This window comes from Dokdonia pacifica (assembly GCF_900188275.1).
GTDB classification, from domain to species: Bacteria; Bacteroidota; Bacteroidia; order Flavobacteriales; family Flavobacteriaceae; genus Dokdonia; species Dokdonia pacifica.
Map to the genome: position 1 here is coordinate 1,447,801 of NZ_FZNY01000001.1, position 16,156 is coordinate 1,463,956.

Here is a 16,156-nt window from a genome sequence, read left to right on the forward strand (position 1 = left end):
GTTAAGCGCTAACTTACAAAAAAAAGCTAAATAATTAAACATTTGTGCAGAAATTTAACTTTTTTACGAGTATTCTAGAATACTGCCATTCCTAAATTGAAAGATGTATTCTAACATTTTTGGGAATTATTATATGACCTTTTCAAGCACCACTTTAAGAAAAGAGTAATACGTGTCCTTTTATAAGGATGAATATGAATTTTTTAATTTTTAAAGTTTTGAAAAAACCAATTGTATTTTTTTAAGTATCGTTATGTTTTAACACGCAAGGCGTACGTTAAAACTCAGATCAAACATTCAGCATTATCTTAGATTTTGTTGAACACCCCTCACTCATTATTGTTATAGAACTTTTGTAAAAGATCTAGAAGACTATATATAAGCATTTTGACATGTTTACCTGGGATTTCTATGGTTATATGTAAAATGTTGCATACCAAAAATAGTTTTTCTGTCTTTCTCAACAACTATTCTATAGACAAGATGTATTGCTATGACCTAAGGTGCCTTATTCTATTCAGGTATCTAACCTCTTTTCACACGCCACATTAGAAAAGCGAGATGCGCTCCCGCCTGGGACACTCATGTAGAAAAATAAAAAACAAAAAATGAATAAAAAACCTGCAAAAGCAAGTCTATTTAGATTTGTAACACTTAGAAATCCGCAACTTTTATGTTCAAAAGAGAGAGAACGTGGTTTCGTATTCTTTCCAAAATCAGAGAAAAGCCAAAGTGCCTTTTTAAAAGATGTAGATGAGGAAGAAGAAAATGATGATGTCATCAGAGCAGCAATGCAAACCAAGTTTGCTACGTATGCTCCATTTACGAGAAAAAGTCATGTTAAAGCGTTATCTGAAGATTTGTATGAATTTTCAGCTTGGTTAATGAAAAACAAAAAAACAATTACGCTAGATCAATTTACGACAAGAGCAGAAACAGCAACGCCACTTGCCAGTGCAGAGCGCGTAAGGTTGTGGGATAATTTGATTTATCAAACTTCACAGAGAAGATCTGATAGTATACGTGAAGCTGTTATCCAAATGCTGGTAGCGGATAATTTCTTGCGCAAAAATGATTTTCTTACAGAAGGAGTAGATAAATTGATTAATACTGACGAAGAATTACAACGCCTAGCCTGTGCATATGTAGTAATTCCTAGAAATGTTTCTGCTAGAGAACCCATATCTGATATAACTCATAGAAAAGCAGACGCTAAAGATAATGCTATTTTAAAATCACAATTAGAAAGCCATATTGCTACAAGTAAACTCGAAGATTATCAAAAGATATATAGCGAAATGGAAGCTGTAATTAAGACAGTGGAAAATGATAATGCAGAAACCTTTGAGACCGCTTATATAACGCATCAAAGAGCAGTTGATTTAGCATATAGTAAAGCGACTGTAGTTATTGATCCAGATACAAAAGAAAATACATATCCAGATTTAGTGCTTCCAGAATTTAATTTTAAGGAAGTTACTTTTGATAAGTCTCAACGCTTTCAAGATTTGACTTCTGCAAAAACAAAAAGCTTTATTAATGAAAGATTGGAATCTGGAATTAATGATGGATATGAGATTTTAAAATCTATCGATGATGAAATAGGGGAACTTACAAGAGTTTTGCTTGATAATGAAAGTCAGAATCGAGAAAAGACAATCAATTATAAAGGAACCATTGTCAAAGAGAAAAAAGCTTCTTTACCAGCGGGTAGTTTTGTTGGAGCGGCAGTGTCTTCTATAGGAAAACCTAACGAAGTTAACCTTCATTTTAATGTTGTAACTGGTATAGCTACTACTCGTATTCAGGAAGTGCTTTTTGAAATTTCCGATGGAAAGTCATTTGGTACAGAATCTTCTTCTTATGATGTTACTCATACAAAAGAAGGGATTATTTTGAAAAGTACTGAAGGATTTACTATTCCAGAAGGAACGAAGGAAGTTAGTATTACAGCAACTATTACTACGTATAATCATGAAATTGGGGAAATAGATGTTGATATGATTTTGCCTGTCAACGGGACTATTATAGAGGAAGATGGTAGCAGAAATGGAATCAATTTTTATTTCGCAAGTGCTAAGCACAACCCTGTTTATGGGATCAAACAAGTAGGTGTGGCAGATTTTAGACGTGTGGAGCAAGAGGTATGCTGTTATGTGCCAGGAGAAGTATCGCATATTGAAAATATTCTAGCACGTGAGTATAAAGAACGTTCTACACGTAACTTGATAAGTTCTGAAACAACTACAGAAACTACAAGTGAAACAGAAACAGAATCGCTTACTGATACGACCACTTCAGAACGTAATGAATTAAGTTCTGAGGTCTCTCAAGTGCTTAATGAAGATCAATCCAAAGATTATGGAGCTTCTGCAGGCGTAAGAGGAAATTTTGGAAAAAAACTAAGCTTCTTTGCAGATGGATACTTCAATGGAGCATCATCATCATCATCGTCAAATTCGAATACGACCTCACAAACCTATGCAGAAGAGGTGACTACAAGAGCTCTTGAGCGTGTAGTGCAAAAAGTAAGTCGTAAACGTACATCTCGTATTCTTCGTGAGTTTGAAGAAACCAATAAACATGGTTTTGATAATACACAAGGAACGGAACATGTAACAGGTGTATATCGTTGGGTAGATAAAATTTACAACAATAAGCTTGTAAACTATGGGAAACGTATGATGTATGAATTTGATATCCCAGAACCATCACGTTTCTTTAAACAAGCCATTATAGAAAAAGCCGAAGCTGGAGTAGCGCCAGAAGGACTGCCAGAAGGATATATCTTACCTGAATTGCCAGAACCTCTTCCTGCCGAGATAAAGGATTCTAGATATATATTTCCAAGTAATTATCAAGTACTCGCATCTAAGTATAATGCAGAAGTAAATGCGCCTCCTGTACAATATATTAAGATAGGAAAATCATATTCTGGAGGAGAATTTGCAGAAGCAAATGGATCACGTCAGTTTTCATACAATGATCTAGAAGTGCCAGAAGGATATAAGGCAACGTATGCAAATTGGAAATTTGATTTTAGACGTGCTAATAATAAAAACCTAAATGCACAACTCCAAATTGCAAATAAAGAAATCCGAATTAATAAATCTTCAAATGAAAGTTTAGGATATAGATCAACACCTCATTCAGGAAGTCTATCTGTACCAGATTATATAGATAGTTCTATTCCTGTGAGTGTAGTAGGATGGGATATGGGTAGTTTTGCACTTAATGTGACTATTTCTTGTGAGCGTACCGAAAAAGCATATCAACAATGGAAAGTAGAAACGTACAATGCTATTATAGAAGCCTATGAAATCCGAGTGCAGGAATATAATGATGCATTACTGGAGAGTACGATTCCTACAACGCCAGAAGGAGAAGATACACGTCTTGAATTTTCATCTGCCCTTAATCGCACATTGGAAAAACGTGAATTAAAGCGTATTGCCATAGATATGATGACACGTCCACACGGGATTGATACCTCTAAAAATAATTATGTGAGTAATTCTTATACACGTGTCAACTTAAGTTCAGGGTTTGAAAATCATGCTTCTTATGTAAAGTTTTTTGAGCAAGCGTTTGATTGGGAAATTATGGCGTATACCTTCTATCCATACTACTATGCAGAAGAAAGCGATTGGATTGATTTATTTAAAGAAAGTAATGGTTTGGACCCTATCTTCCAAGCCTTTTTACAAGCAGGAATGTCTCGTATGGTCGTGCCAGTACGTCCAGGATTTGAAGAAGCAGTTGCCTATTTCTTAGCAACAGGTAGAACTTGGATGGGTAATGGTCTTGCGATTGATTCTGACGATGAGCTCTATCTATCTATTGCAGAAGAGTTGCAATCTGTAGATGGAGAAGTAGAAAAAGAATGGGAAACGCGTGTGCCTACAGCCCTTACCATTGTACAAGCAGATTCTGCGGTACTGATGGAAGGTGGATTACCGTGCTATTGCGAAAATGAAGAAAGAGATAGTACCATTTTACTTAGTGAAACCATATTGACAGGTGCTCAAAATACACCAGAAGCCCCTGCTGAAGGTGATGGTGGACAAGTCACTTTTTAAGAAGTAGTTTTTAAAAACCTTATCTCTTTTGCGAAGGTAGTAGTGGTCACGCTTTCGCGAAAGCTAACACAGCCCATATTCACGATGAATATGGGCTGCGATAAGGGAGTATGAGTGTCTATGTCTGCACACATGGATGCTATGTTTAATTAAATAAAAATAAAAACAATGAGCATATTTGAATTTGCAGACCAATTGGGGTTTAATCCGCCCATTGTGTTTGAAGATGATACTGTTTCTGAAGAAGGGCTTTATAATGATGTAATTGATTTTGATAAACTTGCTAAAACTATTGGGAAGTATAGAAGTTTTGAGTTTGATTATAGAGAGTATATTTCAAATAAAACAACTACGCCTTCTATAAATGCAATAGATGGTACAGAACCTGAATCTTATAAAATTCACATTCCTTTAGTAATAAATGATCCGGAAAAAGGAGAAAGAACGTTACAATTATCAGGAGTGTTAAATAAGAAAATAGGAAAAGTAAACAGGAATGAAGGGAGCTCTTTATTTAGTTTTAAACTAGATGCAAATAAGAGAATAATTAGTTACATAAAAAAGATTAAATATGAAACAAGCAATGAAATTGCAATACGAATAGAAACACCTGTTTATGAAGACTATCTATCATTATCAGAGATCGTTAAGACAAGTAGCAATAAAGAAGTAGATGCATTAATTATTAGAAAGTTTAATGAAGCTTTTAGAAATGTAAAAGATGACGCGACTTTAAAATGGCTGTATGAAAAAGCACCTCTGTTTGTATTACAACAACGAGGCAATGAAACTCTTATTAAAGATTTAAAAACACTGCTTGCTTATGATTTAGAAGGTGCTTTAAGTTGGTTTAAGGATAGTGGTACTGCTGTTATGAAATTACTTTTTGGGTTTACAGATCCAAAAGTTTTGTATGATTATTTTAATACAAAACCAGAAGAAGCTATACGTATATATGACGCACTTCAAGGCGATGCAGAAGTGCAGTTTACAACATTATTAACAATGTTAGCTCAGTTATATACTCGAGAGGTTAAAAATGATAACATTATACAAGGAGCATCAAGACGAGCTGTAACTTTCAATATAGGTAAAGGTTACAGGCTGAATAGTGATATTCTTATAAAAGATGATCAAAAAAACATTAAACTTGAACGATTTGGACCTAGAGAATTTGAATTTGACATACAACTTAATAATACAGATGGAGAAGCCGTTGATATTCCATTAAAAGTACCTATTAACGCTCTATTAGAGGGTCCTACTATTTTTCATCCATTAGATCTTGTAATTTTAAAAGATGCAAATGGGAATGGTGAAGTGCCAGTTTGTGCATTAGAAGTAAAGTATCTTTCTGATGAAGCTGAGTGGGAAACTGTAATCAATACAACTTTGATTATTGTTAATATTGTAGGTATACTAGTATCTGCAGGAGCCTTATCTGCAGGAGCTACAGGTCTTACAGCCATCATTGCCACAGCAGACATTGTGATAAGCACTATTGACATTGCTGTAATTCTGAGAAGACCAGAATTAAGAGGAACCCAAGAAGGTGCATGGCTTGATAGGAATTGGGAAGCGATAAGCGGTACTTTTGCTATTGTTAGTGTATCATCTGCCGTAAGACAAGGTCTTATTAAAAATGGCCCTGGTATTGTAGGAAAGCTTAATAAAGTAAAAGATGCCAGCTCTATTTTAATTAGAGAACGTATACAAAGATTACTTTTTCAAGCAATCATAAATGTTGAGATTTCTAATTTTGGGAAAACAACTTTTAGGGTAATGCCTATAATGCGTTCTGCATTAAGATTGAAAATATTACAGTCAAATATAGAACGTTTATGGAAACTCGGAATTACAGTATTGGAAAGTCAAATAGAAGGAAAGGCATTTTATGGACTGATGTATCAAGGAGAAGTTTTATTTACAGGAAACTCCAAGAAGATTAATAACTTTTTAAAGAACGAAATTTTTGTTTATGGTATAAAAAATGAAGACATTATTAAAGTTTTTGATGAGTTATTAGAAATAGAAAAATTAGGATTACGATTAGAAGCAGGAAACTGGTTTTGGAAAAATGGCTTTGGTAGAGAGTTAAGATGGGCAAAACTTAAACCTCAAATTATATCTAAGAATATTGATATAAAATTAGAAGCCATCAGAAAAGGAGATGTTTTTGAAGGGGAAGTAGGGAAACGAATGCTTGAACTGTCCAAAATTCATGGTGATGAACTAGTCGATTTTTCAAATCAGGTATGGGGTAAAAATGTAAGAGGTAAATTTAAAGATGATTTTGGAGATATTGATTTTGCAACTAAAAAATATATAGGTGAAGTAAAATCTAAATTAAGTAATTCTAAAATAATAGAACAAGTTCATGCACAACTTCAAAAATATTTGCATAAAAATTCATTAATTGAAGAAAAATTTTTAAACCCACAGCTAAAACAAGTGGTTTTAGTTTATGAAGATTTAGGTAATTTTACCTTGAGTGATCCATTATTAAAAGAATTAGCAGAAGATGGTGTAATATTTATAGAGGGAATCAATAATTTAAAAAAATTATATTAAAATGAGAAATACAATTTTGCTTTCTAAAGAGTATATAAGCAAAGAAGAAGTTTTACAAAAACTTAAGCAATTAGGAGAAAAATACCAATATAGGATTAATGATGTAGATGCTTTAGATCTTAATGACATTGATTTTTATAGAGACATATCAGATGAAGAGACATATTCTATAGGTTTTTGGGTTATTGATAAGTCAAGATTTTTTGAAGATGTTTATGAGATAGATAGTAATAATTATTACATATCTATATTTATAACACATCATTCGGAAATGTTAAGTGAGTTAAATATTTTGCTAAAAGATATTATGACTCAATATCCGGAGATGAATGTGACTGATGAATTTTATGAAGATTTTTATAATATTGAAGATATAAATTCAGGAAATATTGCTGCTTGGTTAAAAGAGTAAAGATAAACTATGGATACCTCTGCTCCCGCCACGCTTTAGCATGGTGGCGTTAAGAGTGATCAAAATAACAGTAATAAGCAAAAAGCTATGACCATGTGTTATAGCTTTTTGTATTTTAGGTCAAATAGAAGTGTGTTTTGTGATGTTATTTGTTTAGAGTTTTACTCAATACGGCACTCGTCACAGACGAGCGCTAGCGGAGGGGGCTTTTATAGGATTTATAGTTTCTATGGTTATAGAAGCTTTCTTAACAGGCGGTATAAAAAACGTGCAAAGTATTGTTTCCAGAATAGGATCTATAGCAGAAAATATGCTGGCATTTATGCAGCGTGCTATTACGACCTTCTTTGGGAAAAGCCTTAAGAAGTTAGGCGATGATTTAGTAGGACTATTTACAAAAATTACAGAATTTTTAGGAAAAGGAACCGATGAGATTGTAAAGTTGATACGGCTGTTTTTTGCAGAACTGCAAGCTCAAGCTGTTGTTGCAAAGAAATTTGGAGGGGTTGGATTTACTTTTTTTGAACCTTTTATTTCGCCATTTTTAATAAGAAAAATAACAAAGGCGGGACTTTTAAAACTAGAGAAGGCTAAAGTTTTTATTAAAAGAGGAAAAGGTGTTTTCTTATTTGAGTTTAAAGGTGTTATTTTAGGTGCTTTTAAAACAGAGAAAGAATTAGCAGATAGACTTCGAATACTTTTAAAACAAGATAAAAATAATTTGACACGAAGTTTAGATGAGTTGTTTGAAAGAGTAGGAATGGGTGTTGAAAAGATTCTAAAAGTTAAAGGCAAAGCCGTTGCGTCTTTTACAAGAGGAGAAATTTTCGAAATTTTAATCAAAGATGGCAGGAAATTATTTGGGGGTAATAGTATTAAACTAAGCAGGGAATCTACAGTTGTTGTTACAGGAACAGTTAAGGATGTTGAATTTGTTAAGACTTTTTCTAGGAAAGGAAATAGAGTATGGAAAACAGGAGTTAATATAGGAGGAATAGATATACTATCATCTAAAAGATGGTTTGAAATCCAAGAGAAATTTATTAAAATAAAATCTACTAATCTCAATTTATATTGGGAAACAGTAAAAGATGAATTTTGGCGAGAGGTTAATCAACCTTGGTTAGATGATGTAATCGCTAGAGGAGATAGTGTTCGATTTGTAAGTAATCCTAAATCAAAAAAATCTCTTTATAGTACTGATAGAAAAACAGGTAAACTCATAAAAGATGAATCGGGAGGGTTATTTCTCTCTATATTTGGTAGAGAAATAAATTATTTAATAAAAAACGGGTATAAAATAGAAGGTGAAATTGCTTCGAAAATAAAATAACATTATGAATGATGATCAATATTATGCGGAAGATTTTTTTAATCATGAACTGGTAAAACAAATAATGGAAGAATTTTCATGGCCAATAGAATATCAATTAATAGATGGTGATTTTTTTGTTCAAATTAAATTTCCTAATTGTACTATAGATATATCTTCAGATGGTCAAGGGGGTGTGGAAATGGAATTTTTAACATATGATTCTGGTAAGCCATTAAATATAACCCCTGGAGTTATATTTGAGGTGACAGACTTTGATCCTAATACTCTTGAATTAGAAGATATAATAGAAATATGGCCAAATATAGAAGATACTAAAAGACAAATTAGAAATAGGTTTAAAATTTTGCAAGGATTTTTTATTCCTTTTATAAAGGGAGAAGATTATAGTTGGGTTGAAGCAGCTATAAAATGGAATCTTTCTTAATTGGTAAATGTTTTTTGCCAGATTTCTATGATAAAAATAAGTTTGGAACTATAAAATTTAGGCAAATGTTGCTGTATTGAGTGAGGGTTTTCAGCTCTATAGTTCGCGTATATAGAGGAAGTAATATAACTCCACTCCCACCAATTTGTAATTGGTGGCACATACGAGTAATCAGAAAATAACAATTTGCAAAAAGCTATGACCATGTGTTATAGCTTTTTGTATTTTGGGGTAAATAGAAGTGTGTTTTGTGATTTGAGATATTATTTGTTTAGAGTTTTACTCAATACGGCACTCGTCACAGACGAGCGCTAGTGGGGGAAAGAAGTGTGTTTTGATGTTTATGTATTTAAATAAAAATTAAGAGTAATGAAATTTAGACAAGAAGTACAAGAGCTTTTTAAAAAAACCGGTTGGTATGAAGGTAGAAATATACAATCAGTTTTCGATGGTATTCCTAGGTTTAATGAGTTTCCTGAATTTCTTAAAGAATTTTTATATGAATATGGCGACTTAGAAGTTGAAACATATAAATATTCTGAGGAAGATGTAACGGCGTATTTAAATCTAAAAGCTATAACTAAGGGCATTTATAAAATAAATAATTATCTTGATAATCCTAGGTATTATGGAAATATAATAACATTTCCTATCGCAGATTATCATTTAGATGTTACAACTCTAGAATGTGATTTGGAAGGTAATATATATATGTCAGGTGATTATCCGTGTTTAGTTTCCAATGACTTTAGGGAAGGTGTTGAAAAGGTGATTATGGAAGATTATTCTAATACTTTAGAATGGAACCCAGAAAAAAAGATATGGGTTAAAGAGTATTAGAGTACTTACTAGCTCCTATTAGTTTATAACTAGTGGCGTAAAGAGTGATCAGAAAATAACAATAAGCAAAAGCTATGACCCTACGTCATAGCTTTTTGTATTTTAGGTCAAATAGAAGTGTGTTTAGTATTGTTATTCACATAGAGGCTTAATAATGAGGTTAATAATATTATGATACAATTTGAAATAGAAAATGAATTGATTACTCAAGAAGAATTAGAAGAGTTCGAGCAACAATTAGATGGATTAAAACTTCCTGAAGATTATAAAGCGCATATGCTAAAATATAATGGAGGTATTACTATTGAAGATTACATTTGTGGAGATAATGAAAATATTAAATTCATGTATTTTCTGCCAATTAAATATGGTAGTGATACCATGGAAAACTCTTTGATAGCAAGAGAAGATGTTTTACCGATAAATGACATCTATATTGGAGCAGTAAGAGGGGGAGAATTATGTATGTCGTTAGGTGAAAATAATGGGTCTATTTATGTGTTTTATTCAGATGGTGAACGTATAGATTTGGCATCTTCTTTTACAGAGTTTATAAATGGACTAAGCTTAATGTAAGAGAATGACTGTTAGTACTTTGATTCCTTCTAAGCCTAATAATTTACTTCCTGCTCCCGCCAGTTTGTAACTGGTGGTAATAAGAGTGGTCAGAAAATAACAATAAGCAAAAGCTATGACTATACGTCATAGCTTTTTGTATTTTAGAATAAATAGAAGTGTGTTTTGTGATTTGAGATGTTATTTGTTTAGAGTTTTACTCAATACAGCACTCGTCAAAGACGAGCGCTAGCGGGGGATATTTTAAAGTATTTACATGATAATTATAGTAGCTTCTTAAAGAACAAAGATAAATTTGAAATATTAGAGTAATAATGAAAACATCATATCATACCTATAATAAAGAAAAAGGATTCTATATAAAGGAATCTTACTTTGAATTAGTAAGTTTTTTTATAGTAAAATCATTTATAAACGAAGAATTAGAGGACAAACCTATATGGTATCTAAATATATATGAAGATTTTTTAGATATAACAAATGGGCATGTTCAAGGCTATGCTTATTTTAATTTTGAAGGAGATTTAGAATTCATTGAGGAACGTGAACAAGAAATAATAGTCATTTTAGAAAAAGCTATAGATATAATTACATTAGAAGGGGATAAAATTCCTTATAATAAGTTAAATAAATGGGAAGAGGATAAGAAAGATTGGCCAGATACAAAAATAGAATGGATATCAGATGTTTACACTGAGGATTTGATTAATGTAATAAATATTTTAATAAAAATGCTTAAACACGAGTGGAAAGAAAACATTGATGTTGATTGGAAAGCGAGATAATCCCTCGCTAGCGCTCGTCTATGACGGGTGCCGTCAAGAGTAATTAGAAAATAACAATATATAAAAGCTATGATCACGCATCATAGCTTTTTGTATTTTGGGGTAAATAGGAAAGAGGTTTTTTGTGTTCTTAATTCTGGAGACACTCGTCACAGACGAGCGCTAGCGGGGGGAGGTAAATTTTGTATCTCAATGAGAGAAGAAGATTTCGGTTCAATTTATCAAGTATTCTTAGATGGTACTGCAGATGAACCAATATATATTATGGATTCTTTTGAGAATTTTATCAATGGATTAGAAGATCCTAGTGTATATGAAGTAGATTAAGTAAATTAAAATATATCTTCAAAAAGCTATGATCATACGTCATAGCTTTTTGTATTTTAGGTCAACGAGTATAACCTATGGAAATAACAGATATACAATTAGATTTTTTATGGTTAACGAAAGGGGGACCTATTCTTGATGCTCCAGACCCCTTTTGGGAAAAATGGAGAAAAGAGAAATTAAAATTGAGTAATTTTATAAAAACAGAGTCTATACCTAAATTAATACAGCTTATTGTGACAGCTTATAAAGATCAATATCCACGCAGTTATTGGGGAGGAGGGATTCTTTTAGACCTTGAAAACTATGCTCCCAAAGAAGAAGAAGGATATGTTCTTATAGAATCTTCTAGTATGATAAGAAAAGATATTAAGAAGATCAAGAAGAAACATTACACAGATAATGAAGATTTAAGCTATCTCTCAGAATTAATATATGAGTTTACAGATTCTCATGAACTAGAAGTGCCAATAGAAACCATTTTAGAAGGGAAAGTGTATGAAAAAGTTACTAATGTAAATGTGATTACATATACGGTAGAAGAGAGCCCTATAGCACAACTTGTTATTACACCTCAGAGTTTTAAACTCATTGTAAATGAAGCTTATTTTGTGTACTTAAGTTTATAACTTGACTATAAATTAGTATTAATTTAAGTATTTCTTGACCACAAGTTTGTAAAAGGTGGCGTTAAGAGTAATCAGAAAATAACAATAAGCAAAAGCTATGATGTCAAGTCATAGCTTTTTGTATTTTAGGTTAAATAGAAGTGTTTTGTGATGTTATTTATTTAGAGTTTTACTCAGTACGGCACTCGTCACAGACGAGCGCTAGTGGGTGACATTTATGTAGAAAAATAATTATGAATATAGATTTTAAATTAGATTTTTTGTATTATCAAGAAGAAGGTATTTTAGATGGAGTTGATCCTAAGATGCAAGAATTATATCCTCATATTAATAAATTTGGAGAATTTATTAATATGACAAGTATTTCAGATTTACTTCAACTTTTATGTATATCCTATAAGAAAGAATATTGTCAAGAGCATTATTGGTTTGATCAATTTATGATTGAGGGTGCTTATAAAATCCGAACTATTTATCCAGATGATTTAGATGAAGAAATAGACCTTTATCTTCCTGAAGAAAAAATGGTTAGAGATGACTTACAATATCTAGCTTTCAAAATGTTTAACGATATTAATAGAAACGCTTCTTTTGTGAAAGAAATAGTGATAAATTTTAAAGAATCACAGAATTATCTTGCAATTGCTCAAAGTATAGAAGATGGATTAGAGGGAGTTTCATTTACTAGAGAAGATATACTAGATGAGACCATATTTATAGTTTTAAATTCTCCTATTGCTAATATTATGATTAGTACAGACTCTTTTAAGATGGTCATTAATGAAAATAAGTGGATAAAATACTTTGGCTAATTAAACATTATTACCTCGCTAGTTTGCAACTGGTAGCAGTAAGAGTAATCAGAAAATAACAATAACCAAAAGCTATGACCTTACGTCATAGCTTTTTGTATTTTAAGTATTTCCTTATACGCTTTCGCGAACCTGCCTGTCGGCAGACAGGAGCGTAAGAATAGAAAATAACACATAACACATAATAAATTTAAACAAATTACATAAATATTTGTATTTTATTTGTAATATGTGTATATTTGTAAAGAATCTTACGACTAAGAAACCAGAATATATGCTATGAAAAATTCTTGAGGTTTCTAGTCTTACCAACAAACAGTCGAGAATATAGTGAAGCTTGCTACTAGCTAGGAAGCTTGTATCGCAACGCCCCAAACATGATGTTGAATTTTTAAAAACAATTGCTATGGAAACAGAAAAAATAACAAAAGTCCTATTTTGGGTATGTACGATACTAGCGCCTGTACAAGGGATGATGGTGACTATGATCTTCCTGATTATCGTAGATTTTATCACAGGATCCTACGCTTCTTTTAAAAATGGAGTGGCCATACGTAGCTATCGTATCATGCATACCATTTCAAAGTTTTTTATCTATAACCTGGTGATTTTGGCAGCCTACTTTATGGAAAAACATATTCTGGAAGAAATCCCATTATTAAAAATTATTGCAGGCTTTATTGCCATTGCAGAAATCAAATCTATTCTAGAAAATTTTAATAAAATCTATGGGGTGAATCCTTTTAAAGCCTTAACCAATCTTTTAAAGAATACCGCATTAAAAGATACCTTAGATCAACTTTCGGAAGACCCTTCCAAAAAGAAGAAAAAGAAAGTGTGAATTTGGATCAAAAATTAAATGACCTATCAAAAAGTTGTCGTAAAATTTGAAGTGAAGATTCCGTAGAATTTCATATTGTTTGAGCAAAGCGAGTTTAGGAAATTCAGGAATTGAGCAATAAATTTAGACAAGGTTTTGTAAGTCTAGACTTTTTTGATTCTTTTTTTGGCAATGAAAAAAAGAATAACTAGTTAAAACACAAAAGGTGACTGAGTGATTTACCGAAGGTAAATGGTATCGAAGTCACCTTTTGTATTTTATTAAATATAAGCGAACTACTGCTTTATAATCTTCACCGTTTGTGAGGTGTTTTGCGCTTTATCTAGAATAGACAAAAAGTAAATTCCAGTCGTTAACTTCTCTACATCTAGCGTTGTACTATTGGCAGTCATTTGCTTTGTTTCAGAGAGTACTCTTTTTCCATCAATACTATACACTGTAAGAGTTACATCACCTTGATAAGCTCCAGAAATTTGAAGTAGGTTTGCTACAGGATTTGGAAATACGGTTACAGGGGTGATCACTGCTTCTTCTGTGCTTAAAGCTTCACCAGAAAAATAGGCAAGTCCTCTATCATACACATCGTTTCCTATTTCTTCTCCTAAAAAACGCCCAGGAATATCATCTATAGGAGGGTGAATACCTCCCCAGATTCTAGATAAACTAGTTTGATCAGAGGCATCTTTATAGGTAGCCCATTGTAGTGTCATATCTACTGAAGGGCCTTCTTCAAATACAAGAAATTCATTTTGAGCAATGTCAAAGGTTCCCATTCCTCCTGGGAAAAACGGATCACCCGTTACTAGCGTAAGAATTTGAGCGGCCGCACTAGAAAATGTAGAGTGCCCAGAGATATACCCTGCAAAAGGAGGGGTAACAAACGTAGGTCTTTGATATGGCCACCATCTATTAGCATAAATCCAATCTACACCCGCAACATCAGTATCAGGGTCTTCAATAAAATCAGGACCTTTCCATGCATTCATTTTTAGTTTCCCAACAAATTCATTTGCATCACCCGCTAGCGGATCTCCTTCTTCAATCACTTCAATAAGTCCGTCAATAAGTGGAAGTCCATGTGGATCATAGTTAGTCAAAGAGTTGTCATCACTTTGTCCTTTTCCAGCCATATAACGTATGGCAGAGATAGGGCGTACATAGTCATAATATCCTTTTAATCCCCATGTGTTGACAGCACTGTCATGCATAGCTGCGCCTAATAAGAAATAGGTTTTGATATCCCATTCCAAATCACTTAACGTTTCCCCTTCACCACCTATTTTCTTTTCTAGAAGAGGGTTATCATTTACATAATTCAAAATGGTAAACCAATGTCCTGGTGGTGTTTCAGAATCTGGACCATCAGCCCAAAATTCGGCAAGTACTCTTGCATAATCTGCTCTAGGAACCATTTGTGTTTCATACGGCTGTCCTGTTGCTGGATTTACAGTATGTCCAATACTGGCATCACCGCCATTTTCAAAATCATAAAAGGTTTGATATTCTTCAAAGGTAGTAGGGTAGCTTTGTATATTTCCAATGCTTGCAGGAGAAATATCTATCATCACCCCATCTGCTGGGTCTAACTGTTTTGACCAAGAAGCTACTAATCCAAATCCCCATTTATAAGGATCTTGTAAGGCATCGCCATCAGAATCTTGAATATATGACGGACTTCCAGGATCATTATATACATAGTAATCAAATCCGTTTATAGGAAAGATTTCCAAATCATCTTCGCTTAGTGCAAAAGGCGTTACAATGCCCCATTCTGGACTTAAAAAATCAGGTACTTGCGTAGGAATTGGATTTCCAGATTGATCTATAAATGTCTCAAAAGAAAGCGGTTGCCACCTGTTTGGATCTATATCATTAGTTTCTTCATACATATCTAATAATAAAGGATCATTTACAGGAAGATAGGATGTGTTTCCATAATCAAAATCTTCATTAGAACCATCTTGTAATCCAAAAGCAATCATTTGTTCAGCCATATAATTTCCTAAAGCAGCAAACGATCCTGAAGAGTAATCAGTATCTGTAAAAGAAGCATCATATGATAATTCAGAAAATTTGGCTTCTAGTGCAGGTAATGTGTCGTCAGCTCCAGGCGAATTGGCAAATCGATGCATTAATAATCGAAATACAGCATAACTTATCACTTCGTCTCTTGTCGCTTCTAATTCGGCTTCATCAGTGGGAATTGTGATTTCTTCATAGGGAACTTGAAAACCACCAAAAGATTTTCCTAAAAATAAAGGAACAGAGGTTTCATCAAAAATAGCCCATGCATCATACATCAATACCGATGAGTGAAAAAGATTACGTGCATGTACCGTAGGACGAGCAAAATCATTACGGACGGCTTCTAAAAGTTCTTCATTCCATTCTCTAGCAATAGATTCCTGAGAATGTATAGAGATCGTACCTAAACATAAAAAAAGTACACAGAGTAATGTTCGCATCATAATTTCAGCTTTTAAGGATTGGTTTAGTGAGTATGTAGTCAATACTACATTTTTGT

General features: G+C 32.8%; 13 protein-coding genes. 12 read left to right on the plus strand and 1 reads right to left on the minus strand.

The genetic code is table 11. The annotated features are described in order from the left end of the window. Positions 1–608 precede the first annotated feature (608 nt). The 12 genes from CHB80_RS06505 (at position 609) to CHB80_RS06565 (ending at position 13,632) form a co-directional block, all read left to right on the plus strand. Entirely contained in the window at positions 609–4,079 is a 3,471-nt protein-coding gene (locus tag CHB80_RS06505; RefSeq protein WP_089370600.1) for a hypothetical protein, read from the plus strand. A 168-nt stretch (positions 4,080–4,247) separates the two neighbouring features. Beyond that, the gene (locus CHB80_RS06510) at positions 4,248–6,650 is read left to right on the plus strand and encodes a hypothetical protein (protein WP_089370601.1); all 2,403 of its coding nucleotides are present in this window, start codon (positions 4,248–4,250) and stop codon (positions 6,648–6,650) included. A 1-nt stretch (position 6,651) separates the two neighbouring features. Next, positions 6,652–7,062: a hypothetical protein gene (locus CHB80_RS06515; RefSeq protein WP_089370602.1), complete on the plus strand. Its 411-nt coding sequence runs from the start codon at positions 6,652–6,654 to the stop codon at positions 7,060–7,062. 229 nt (positions 7,063–7,291) lie between these two features. After that, positions 7,292–8,395 carry a hypothetical protein gene (locus CHB80_RS06520; protein WP_089370603.1) on the plus strand — a complete coding sequence of 368 codons (1,104 nt, stop codon included), beginning with the start codon at positions 7,292–7,294 and terminating at the stop codon, positions 8,393–8,395. A gap of 4 nt (positions 8,396–8,399) precedes the next feature. After that, positions 8,400–8,822 carry a hypothetical protein gene (locus CHB80_RS06525; RefSeq protein WP_089370604.1) on the plus strand — a complete coding sequence of 141 codons (423 nt, stop codon included), beginning with the start codon at positions 8,400–8,402 and terminating at the stop codon, positions 8,820–8,822. A gap of 369 nt (positions 8,823–9,191) precedes the next feature. Continuing rightward, positions 9,192–9,662 (plus strand): SUKH-3 domain-containing protein, encoded by a 471-nt coding sequence (locus tag CHB80_RS06535; RefSeq protein WP_089370606.1) that lies wholly within the window; start codon positions 9,192–9,194, stop codon positions 9,660–9,662. 171 nt (positions 9,663–9,833) lie between these two features. Then, positions 9,834–10,238, plus strand: a complete 405-nt coding sequence (locus tag CHB80_RS06540) for an SMI1/KNR4 family protein (protein ID WP_089370607.1) — start codon at positions 9,834–9,836, stop codon at positions 10,236–10,238. A 314-nt stretch (positions 10,239–10,552) separates the two neighbouring features. Further along, a complete protein-coding gene (locus tag CHB80_RS06545; RefSeq protein WP_089370608.1) occupies positions 10,553–11,023 on the plus strand; it encodes a hypothetical protein in 471 nt (156 codons plus the stop codon). 69 nt (positions 11,024–11,092) lie between these two features. After that, positions 11,093–11,350 (plus strand): hypothetical protein, encoded by a 258-nt coding sequence (locus tag CHB80_RS06550; RefSeq protein WP_089370609.1) that lies wholly within the window; start codon positions 11,093–11,095, stop codon positions 11,348–11,350. 77 nt (positions 11,351–11,427) lie between these two features. Continuing rightward, positions 11,428–11,979: a hypothetical protein gene (locus tag CHB80_RS06555; RefSeq protein WP_089370610.1), complete on the plus strand. Its 552-nt coding sequence runs from the start codon at positions 11,428–11,430 to the stop codon at positions 11,977–11,979. Positions 11,980–12,212: 233 nt separating this feature from the next. Next, complete coding sequence (locus CHB80_RS06560; RefSeq protein ID WP_089370611.1) at positions 12,213–12,791, plus strand: hypothetical protein; 579 nt, start codon at positions 12,213–12,215, stop codon at positions 12,789–12,791. Between the two features lie 406 nt (positions 12,792–13,197). Then, positions 13,198–13,632: a phage holin family protein gene (locus tag CHB80_RS06565; RefSeq protein ID WP_089370612.1), complete on the plus strand. Its 435-nt coding sequence runs from the start codon at positions 13,198–13,200 to the stop codon at positions 13,630–13,632. A 275-nt stretch (positions 13,633–13,907) separates the two neighbouring features. Here CHB80_RS06565 and CHB80_RS06570 read toward each other — a convergent pair whose 3' ends face one another. After that, positions 13,908–16,100, minus strand: a complete 2,193-nt coding sequence (locus CHB80_RS06570) for a T9SS type A sorting domain-containing protein (RefSeq protein ID WP_089370613.1) — start codon at positions 16,098–16,100, stop codon at positions 13,908–13,910. Positions 16,101–16,156 lie beyond the last annotated feature (56 nt).

Excerpts from the sequence above, each read along its gene's own strand:
- CHB80_RS06520 (WP_089370603.1), top strand. The coding sequence starts at position 7,292 with ATGGTTATAGAAGCTTTCTTAACAGGCGGTATAAAAAACGTGCAAAGT.
- CHB80_RS06535 (WP_089370606.1), top strand. The coding sequence starts at position 9,192 with ATGAAATTTAGACAAGAAGTACAAGAGCTTTTTAAAAAAACCGGTTGG.
- CHB80_RS06555 (WP_089370610.1), top strand. The coding sequence starts at position 11,428 with ATGGAAATAACAGATATACAATTAGATTTTTTATGGTTAACGAAAGGG.
- CHB80_RS06525 (WP_089370604.1), top strand. The coding sequence starts at position 8,400 with ATGAATGATGATCAATATTATGCGGAAGATTTTTTTAATCATGAACTG.
- CHB80_RS06570 (WP_089370613.1), bottom strand. The coding sequence starts at position 16,100 with ATGATGCGAACATTACTCTGTGTACTTTTTTTATGTTTAGGTACGATC.
- CHB80_RS06540 (WP_089370607.1), top strand. The coding sequence starts at position 9,834 with ATGATACAATTTGAAATAGAAAATGAATTGATTACTCAAGAAGAATTA.
- CHB80_RS06510 (WP_089370601.1), top strand. The coding sequence starts at position 4,248 with ATGAGCATATTTGAATTTGCAGACCAATTGGGGTTTAATCCGCCCATT.
- CHB80_RS06545 (WP_089370608.1), top strand. The coding sequence starts at position 10,553 with ATGAAAACATCATATCATACCTATAATAAAGAAAAAGGATTCTATATA.
- CHB80_RS06565 (WP_089370612.1), top strand. The coding sequence starts at position 13,198 with ATGGAAACAGAAAAAATAACAAAAGTCCTATTTTGGGTATGTACGATA.
- CHB80_RS06560 (WP_089370611.1), top strand. The coding sequence starts at position 12,213 with ATGAATATAGATTTTAAATTAGATTTTTTGTATTATCAAGAAGAAGGT.
- CHB80_RS06505 (WP_089370600.1), top strand. The coding sequence starts at position 609 with ATGAATAAAAAACCTGCAAAAGCAAGTCTATTTAGATTTGTAACACTT.
- CHB80_RS06515 (WP_089370602.1), top strand. The coding sequence starts at position 6,652 with ATGAGAAATACAATTTTGCTTTCTAAAGAGTATATAAGCAAAGAAGAA.
- CHB80_RS06550 (WP_089370609.1), top strand. The coding sequence starts at position 11,093 with ATGATCACGCATCATAGCTTTTTGTATTTTGGGGTAAATAGGAAAGAG.